The sequence below is a fragment of the Duganella sp. Dugasp56 genome (assembly GCF_047304105.1).
Lineage (GTDB): Bacteria > Pseudomonadota > Gammaproteobacteria > Burkholderiales > Burkholderiaceae_D > Rugamonas > Rugamonas hordei.
The window spans coordinates 1-5,094 of the sequence record NZ_JBGLYQ010000096.1 but is presented as its reverse complement, the minus strand read 5'-3'; the positions used below and the strand labels follow the sequence as shown (position 1 = coordinate 5,094).

Below are 5,094 nucleotides of genomic sequence, written 5' to 3'. Positions count from 1 at the left end.
GGGGGGGGGGGGGCCCCACAACCCCCGGGGGCCCCCCCCGGTGCCGGGACCGCTGATGCAGTCGCTGATGGCGCACGACTGGCCGGGCAATGTGCGCGAGCTGCGCAACATCGCCGAGCGCTTCGTGCTCGGCCTGTCGAGCGGCGCCGACGGGCTGCTGTCGGCGCGCAGCATGGCGCCGCTGCCGCTGGCCGAGCAGGTCGGCTGCTTCGAACGCGCCGTCATCGAACAGGAATTGCGCAAGGCCGGCGGCAGCGTCAGCGAGGTCAGTGCGGCCCTCGGCGTGCCCAAGCAAACGCTCTACTACAAGATGCAGAAGTACAGCCTGACGCCGGACGGCTATAAGACTTAGTCGCGCTCCGGCACCGGTACGTTGAAGCCGTTCAGCGTCACCGACACCAGCGCATACAGGCCGACCAGGTAAATCAGTTCGTTGGCGCCGTGCTGGCCGAAGGTGTCGACGGCCAGGCGGTACAAAGGCTCCGGCAGCGTGCCGCCGCGGCTCAGCGCGTAGGCCATGTCGTAGGCCACGCTTTCGTCCGGGGCCAGGTCGGCCGGCTTGAGGTCCGCCACCAGCGTGGCCAGGCGCGCGGCCGACATGCCTTCGCGCTCGGCGACGGCGATGTGGGCATAGATTTCGTAGGCGGCGTTGTAGCTGGCGCCCACCGTCAGGATGGCGATCTGGCGCACATTGTCGGCCAAGGTGGCGTTGGCGGTCATCGCCAGCGTCAGGTCCCAGATGGCCTTGCCGACGGCCGGCTCGTGCAGCCATGGATTCCAGGGCCCCATCAGCGCGCCGTCTTCGCGCACGGCGATGAAGTCGTTGAAATTGCTGGTGATCCCTTTGCGCATATTGTCGTACAGCGGCTTTTGTTCGGGTGTCAGGTCTTGCGGGGCAATCAGCGGCAGGCGCATGGCGGTTCCTTGATGGTTGTATGGTCAGCCTACAGGGTAGGCCGGACCCGCCGCCGGCGCTGTGCGTTGCCGCACCATGTCTTGCTTAGTTCTCTGCGGGATCGGCGATCCAGATGAAGGCGCAGGCGGCGCTGGCCAGCGCGGTCGCGGCGCAGGCCAGGGCGGCGATATGGAAGGAATGCAGCAGCGCGTCGCCGTGCGACGCCAGCACCACGCCCAGCAGCGCGGTGGTGAACAAGCCGCCCGCGCGGGCTACCGCGCTGTTGAAGCCGGAGGCGACGCCGCTGTGGCCCGCATCCACCGACGACAGCACGGCCGTCGTCAGCGGTGCCACCGCGATCGCCATGCCGACGGCGATCACCAGCATGGAGGGCAACGTGGTGGTCCAGTAGCTGCCGTCGCCGATGCGCATGGCCAGCAGGAATCCGGCGGCCACCACCACCGGACCGACCGTCAGCGGCAGTCGCGCGCCTATCTTGCCGGCGATGCGGCCCATCGTCGACGACGCCAGCGCGATCACCACCGGCAGCGGCAGCAGCGCGGCGCCGGCGCCGCTGGCCGAATAGTGGTCGACTTCGATCAGCACGAACGGCACCAGCAACAGCAAGGCGCCTAGCGCGCCGTACAGCAGGAAGGTCATCAGGTTCAAGCCGCTGAAACTGCGCGAGCCGAACAGCGACAACGGCAACATGGCGTGCTCGCCGGCGCGTTGTTCGACCCGCAGGAACACCAGCAGCGCAACGGCGCCCGCCACGATGGCCAGCAGCGGCGGCCAGCTGAAGCCGGCCCCGCTGGAGGCCACCGTCAATCCCCAGGTGAGGCCGGCCAGGCCGGCGCTGGCCAGCGCCGCGCCGGGCAGGTCCAGCCGTGCCCCGGGTTGCGCCGCCATGGCCGCCTCGTCGTGCAGGTAGCGCATGCCCAGGTACAGCGCGGCCGCCGCCAGCGGCAGGTTGATGAAGAAGATCGCGCGCCAGCCGACCACGTCGATCAGCCAGCCGCCGAGCAAGGGGCCGAGCGCGCCCGCCGCAGCGCCGACGGCGGCCCAGATGCCGATGGCCCGGCCGCGCGCCTCGCCTTCAAAATGCGTGCCGAGGATGGCCAGGCTGTTGGGCATCAGCAGCGCAGCGCCCATGCCTTGCAGGATGCGACCATCGACCAGCAGCGGCAGCGTGGGCGCGAAGGCGCACAGCAGCGAAGCCAGGGCGAACAGCATCACGCCGAGCAGCAGCACGCGGCGCTTGCCGAAGCGGTCGCCGGCGGCGCCGCCCAACAGCAGCAGGGCGCTGAGCGGCAGCAGATAGCCATTCACCACCCACGACAGGCCGGCGCCGTCCGCGCCCAGGCTGCGGCCGATGGCAGGCAGGCCGACGTTGACCACGGAGCCGTCGATGAAAGCCAGGCTGGAAGCGAGGATGGTAGTGGCCAGCACCATGCGCGGATGCGCGATGGCGGAACTGTCGGCGCAGGGCGGGGCGGCCAGTGCGATGGACTGGTCGCAGCCGGGTTGGGCCGCGGTGTTCATGGTTGTCGGAGGATGTCGCTCATGCGTCCATGATGACACAAGAGACCGGGCGCACGATATCTGCCGTTGGTATCAAGGGTATCAAGGTTTTTTGAGCGGCTCGGTCCTGCTCTCGTGGCGCGTTGTGTTGGCCTGCGCCAGCACGGCAGCGCAATCCACCGGCTCGACCTTGCCGACGTTCACCAGCGGCAGTATCGCCGCCGCCGGATTGACCACCGTGGCCAAGGCCACTGCGGCACCGGCCTTGAGCGCCAGCGGTCCCTTGTACGGGCCGACGTCCGGATTGGTGAACGTGCCCTTGGCGTACAGCGGCGTGCGCAGCGTGATGACGCGCGCGCCCTTGGTCTTCGGCCGCACATCCAGGTCGAGCCGCTCCTTGGCCAGGTCGACGCTGCCGCTGATGTCGATCACCGCTTCCTTGGTGTCGACCACGAAGCGGCGCGCTTGCGCCAGCCCGTGTTCGACCACGAAATCGCCGGCCAGGCAATTCAACTGCACCTGCCGGTCGCCGAACAGCTTGACGAACACCACGTTGGCGATATTCAGTCCGGCCGCCTCCAGGATGAATTTGCTGACCGAACCTTCGCTGACAGTGGTGCCCAGCTCTCCGCTGGACGTGGCCAGCATGGCGGACACCGAATTGCCGGTGCCGACCAGCGCGGCGTCGCCGTTGACTTCGCCGAGGCTGGCCTGCATCGACTGCAGCTTGGGGAACAGCTCGCGGATCTTCAGATGGCGCGCCGCCATCCTGATCTGCGCGTTGATCTGTTTTTTGGTGCCATCCAGCTTGACGTCGGAGGTGATGTCGCCGCCGGCCATGCCGAAGTTCAGCGGCGTCAGCGTCAGCACCTTGTTCTTCATCTGGATGCGCGTTTCGATGTCCTGCAGCGGAATGTCGTGCGTGCGCACCAGTTTCTTGCCGGTGAACTTGACGTCGGCGTCCAGCGCATCCCATTTGGCGGTGTTGAACTGCTCCACCGGCAGCGCCTTGTCTTTCGGTTGCAACTTGGGCTTGTCGCGCGCTGCGCGGCTGGCGTCGCTTTCGGCGCCGATGGTCGGCCCCAGGTCGTCCAGCCGCAACTGGCGCGAGGTCAGGGTGCCGGTCAGCATCGGGCGCGGCTTGCGCGGGCTGTATGCCAGCGTGCCTTCGAGGTCGCTGCTGCCCACCGTGCCGGTGAAATTGCGGTAGGTCCAGTTCCAGATGCCGCCGGATTTCTTGCCGATCAAGCGGCCCGTTGTGGCATAAGGCGGCGTTTCCGGCAGCAGTACGCCGGTCAGCGGATACAGGTCGGCCATGCTGGCGCCGGCCAGCGACAGTTTCAGGTCCAGCCCCGCCGGCGAACGGGGATCGGTGACCGTGCCTTCGATGCCGATCTTGTTGTGGCCCAGCGTGGCGTGGGCCTGCAGCGGAAAGCTGCCGTGCGCGTCTTCCAGTGCCAGCACCGCGCCGCTCTTGCCGCCGCCGGTGATCGGGGCGCCGTGGTAGGTGCCGCCGAGGTCGAACTTCACGCCGTATTGCGGCGCGCCGTTCTGCGATTGTGCGCCGGTCATCGTGGTGGCCCTTGCTCGCAGGTCGAGTTTGATGCCGTCGTCCAGGTAGCGCAGCTCGCCGTCGCGGAACGCCAGCCGCTGGATGTTGACGTCCCACTGCGACGGTCCGTTGTCCTTGAAGGTCCAGGTGTTGTTGCCGTCGGCGCGGCGTTCGGCCGCCACCGCCAGCTTGTCCAGCGACAGGTCGGTGATCAGCACTTCCTTGTGCAGCAACGGCAACGGATGGATGGTCACCACGATGTTGCCGACGCTGGCGAGGCGCGAACCGGTGCTGGTCCAATCCGGATTGGCGACGGTGACGCCGGCGGCGCTGATGCGCGGACGCGGCACGTAGCGCCGCCAGCCCGGTTCGGAAGCGTCTCCCTGCTGGAAGTGCACATCGAGGTCGCCGTTGATGGCGAACTCGCGGCCTATCGTTTCCGATACCTTGTGGTTGATGTAAGGCCGGGCGCGGTTCCAGTTGAACGTCAGGACGAAAACGACAAGCGCCGCCAGCAGCACGAACAGCGTTGCCAGCGTGACATACAGCACGGTAAGGGGGCGCGATCTTTTCATAAGCCGATGCTACGCCGCGCACGATTGAGTTTATGTGCGCTACGCCACCGTGGAGTCAAATCAGCCGGCTGGCGGACGGCCCACCAGATGGGCGTGCAGTAGTTCGCGGTCGGCGTCGCCGTTCAGATAATTGAATTTTCCGGCGACCATGGTGGCGACCGGCGCGCCATCCCGGAACAGCAGGCGGTTGCCGGCCAGGGCAGGGACCTTGTCGCCGGGCAGCAGCGTGCCGCACAGGTTGAGCGGATCGATGGCGGAGATGCACACCAGGCTGGCGTCGTGCTTGCGGCGGCGCATCTCGCGCAGCAGTGGAATGGCCTCGGGCAGCGCGAACTGTTCGCCGGAGAGGCCGGCGATGAAGCGGCCGCCACGAATTTCTCCGCGCGCTTCGAGGCGATGGTAGACCGGCAGCAGCTCGCGCCAGCTCGGCATCCACGCGGCCTCGCGTTCCAGCAGCCGCCAGAACATCACACCGTAGCGACGCAGCAGCGTCATGGCGATGTGCTCCAGTGTCTGCGGATCGGTGCGCGGCTTGCGCGTGGGCGTGGCCG

General features: G+C 67.7%; 4 protein-coding genes and 1 pseudogene. 1 reads left to right on the top strand and 4 read right to left on the bottom strand.

Annotation, left to right across the window (positions count from 1 at the left end):
* The coding region (locus ACCD07_RS32055; protein WP_413449668.1) for a helix-turn-helix domain-containing protein at positions 1-352 on the top strand (352 nt) is incomplete at its 5' end.
* Here ACCD07_RS32055 and ACCD07_RS32050 read toward each other — a convergent pair.
* The 4 genes and pseudogenes from ACCD07_RS32050 to ACCD07_RS32035 form a co-directional block, all read right to left on the bottom strand.
* Positions 349-915: a carboxymuconolactone decarboxylase family protein gene (locus ACCD07_RS32050; protein WP_353402585.1), complete on the bottom strand. Its 567-nt coding sequence runs from the start codon at positions 913-915 to the stop codon at positions 349-351. The two genes, ACCD07_RS32055 and ACCD07_RS32050, sit on opposite strands and share 4 nt — an antisense overlap.
* A gap of 85 nt (positions 916-1,000) precedes the next feature.
* A complete protein-coding gene (locus ACCD07_RS32045; RefSeq protein ID WP_413449667.1) occupies positions 1,001-2,437 on the bottom strand; it encodes an MFS transporter in 1,437 nt (478 codons plus the stop codon).
* A gap of 81 nt (positions 2,438-2,518) precedes the next feature.
* On the bottom strand, positions 2,519-4,543 hold the full coding sequence (locus ACCD07_RS32040) for an AsmA family protein (RefSeq protein ID WP_413449666.1): 2,025 nt from the start codon (positions 4,541-4,543) through the stop codon (positions 2,519-2,521).
* A 60-nt stretch (positions 4,544-4,603) separates the two neighbouring features.
* Positions 4,604-5,094 (bottom strand): annotated as a pseudogene (locus tag ACCD07_RS32035) (ATP-dependent DNA helicase); the annotation flags it as partial.